This window comes from Citrobacter sp. S55_ASV_140 (assembly GCF_018919505.1).
Classification (GTDB): Bacteria; Pseudomonadota; Gammaproteobacteria; order Enterobacterales; family Enterobacteriaceae; genus Citrobacter; species Citrobacter werkmanii.
This window is the reverse complement of record NZ_JAHLQZ010000336.1, coordinates 1-2,375: the sequence shown is the minus strand read 5'-3', so window position 1 is coordinate 2,375 and position 2,375 is coordinate 1. Positions and strand designations below refer to the sequence as shown.

Genomic DNA, 2,375 nt, shown 5'->3' with positions numbered 1-2,375 from the left:
GTTTTATTGTGCTGCTGGTATTTCGCTATAAAAAGTTGTTACGCAAAAGCGGATACAAAGGTGTGTTTATGAAAAGTGAATGATTCACGGTAAACTTCTTAACCACACCTAAACAGAACGAGAACAAAAAATGAGTAACAATGATAATTACCATCAACTCACCCGCACGTTCCAGCGGCTCTCTCGCTTCTCTCACCTCTCAGCCATCGCCAGTTGGGACATGTTTACCATGATGCCGCCGGGCGGCAGCAAAGCCCGCGGCGAAGCGTTGGCAGAACTGAGCGTACTTGAGCATCAGTTGTTAACCGACGCGAAAGTAGCCAAGTGGATCGCCGCCGCAAAACAGGAAGACCTTAACGATGTTGAGCAAGCGAATTTGCGCGAAATGTCGCGACTGCATCACCAGGCATCCCTGCTGCCTGAATCACTGGTAGAAGCAAAGTCGCTGGCAGGCAGCCGCTGTGAGCATGCCTGGCGCAGCCAGCGACCCGCGAATGACTGGGAGGGTTTTTCCGAGAACCTGAAAGAGGTCGTGAAATACAGCCGCGAAGAAGCCCGACTGCGCGCAGACGCTAAAGGTTGCTCACCTTATGACGCGCTACTGGACATCTTTGAACCAGAGATGACCAGCGCCCAACTGGATGTCCTGTTTGCAGATGTGAAAAGCTGGCTGCCCGATCTCCTTAGCAAGGCGGTGGCAAAACAGTCTCAACAAACGCTTATCGCCCCAATTGGCCCCTTCCCGACTGCTGTACAGCGAGAGCTGGGTCTGGAAACGATGGCGCAGTTAGGATTCGACTTTACCGCTGGACGACTGGATATCAGCGCGCATCCCTTCTGTGGCGGCGTGCCGGAAGATGTTCGCATTACGACCCGCTATGACGAAAATGAACTCCTCAGCGCGTTGTTTGGCGTGATTCATGAAACGGGTCACGCCCGCTATGAGCAAAATCTGCCGCGCAACTGGTCAGGACAACCTATCGCTCTGGCACGCTCAACAGCCATTCATGAGTCGCAAAGTCTGTTCTTTGAGATGCAATTGGGACGCAGCAAAGCATTCCTGACGCGACTCATTCCGGCTGTGACGCGTCATTTTGGCAACCAGGCAGCGTTTGAAGAGAGCAATTTCATTGCCTGGAACCAGCAGGTAAAACCCGGTTTTATCCGCGTTGACGCCGACGAGGTGAGCTACCCTGCTCACGTGATCCTGCGTTATGAAATCGAGCGAGCGTTAATTAACGGTGACATTGAAGTGGATGACATTCCGGCCTTGTGGAATGAGAAGATGCAGGCCTGGCTTGGACTGTCAACGGTGGGGGATTATCGTAATGGCTGTATGCAGGATATTCACTGGACCGACGGCGGCTTTGGCTACTTCCCGTCTTACACTTTAGGCGCTATGTATGCGGCGCAATTGTTCAGCGCAGCTCACCGCGCATTGCCCGATCTGAACCAGTCCATTGCGCAGGGAGAGTTTAGCGCCCTCTTTGACTGGCTACGCCAAAATATCTGGCAGCATGGCAGTCGTTTTACCACTGAACAACTCATTACCCAGGCCACCGGAGAGCCGCTCAGCAGCCGCTATTTCCGCGCTCACCTGGAAGCCCGTTATTTGTAATCTCATGCCGTGAGTCATTGTACATATCGTTACACGCCGATACCAATGACTCACGGAAGCCCAGTGATTACAGCGATATAGTTATTTCAACGGCCCCGCAGTGGGGTTGAATGAAAAACCAAATCGAGGGTATGAGAATGAAAAAAGTATTAGCTCTGGTTGTTGCCGCTGCTATGGGTCTGTCTTCTGCTGCATTTGCTGCTGAAACAACTGCTACCACTGCGCCAACTGCTGCAACAACAAAAGCGGCCCCGGCGAAAACCACCCATCATAAAAAACAGCACAAAGCTGCACCGCAGAAAGCACAGGCTGCCAAAAAACACGCCAAAAAAACCACCACTAAACCGGCGGTAGAACAGAAAGCGCCAGAACAGAAAGCTCAGGCCGCTAAAAAACACACCAAAAAAGCAGCTACCAAGCCTGCCGCAGAACAGAAAGCACCAGAGCAAAAAGCTCAGGCCGCTAAAAAACACACCAAAAAACCTGTGAAACACGACTCCGCTAAACCAGCCGCTCAGCCAGCCGCATAACACACCTGTAGTTACTATGGCGTCCCCCACGCCGTAGCATACGGCGCTAAATCATTCAGATTTGGCGCCGCCTTTCGGAGGGTAAAATGGTGTCACATTACCGCTTTGAGTTCATTCTTACGGCCCTGATTATTTGTGCCCTCATCGCCATGCATTTTTATCTTTCCTGAGTGTAGTTATCTGATTTTACTCCCACTTTCCCGCCGTCCCGTCTATAGTATTAACTG

The 2,375-nt window shown here is 51.7% G+C and carries 2 protein-coding genes and 1 pseudogene; all 3 read left to right on the top strand.

Annotated elements, in window-relative coordinates:
- Nucleotides 1-83 (top strand): annotated as a pseudogene (locus tag KQJ18_RS24910) (sulfoxide reductase heme-binding subunit YedZ); the annotation flags it as partial.
- 47 nt (nt 84-130) lie between these two features.
- Nucleotides 131-1,618, top strand: a complete 1,488-nt coding sequence (locus KQJ18_RS23400) for a carboxypeptidase M32 (protein ID WP_087856373.1) — start codon at nt 131-133, stop codon at nt 1,616-1,618.
- Nucleotides 1,619-1,755: 137 nt separating this feature from the next.
- Nucleotides 1,756-2,148 carry an acid resistance repetitive basic protein Asr gene (gene asr, locus KQJ18_RS23395; RefSeq protein WP_085049341.1) on the top strand — a complete coding sequence of 131 codons (393 nt, stop codon included), beginning with the start codon at nt 1,756-1,758 and terminating at the stop codon, nt 2,146-2,148.
- Nucleotides 2,149-2,375 lie beyond the last annotated feature (227 nt).

Excerpts from the sequence above, each read along its gene's own strand:
- KQJ18_RS23400 (WP_087856373.1), top strand. The coding sequence starts at position 131 with ATGAGTAACAATGATAATTACCATCAACTCACCCGCACGTTCCAGCGG.
- asr (WP_085049341.1), top strand. The coding sequence starts at position 1,756 with ATGAAAAAAGTATTAGCTCTGGTTGTTGCCGCTGCTATGGGTCTGTCT.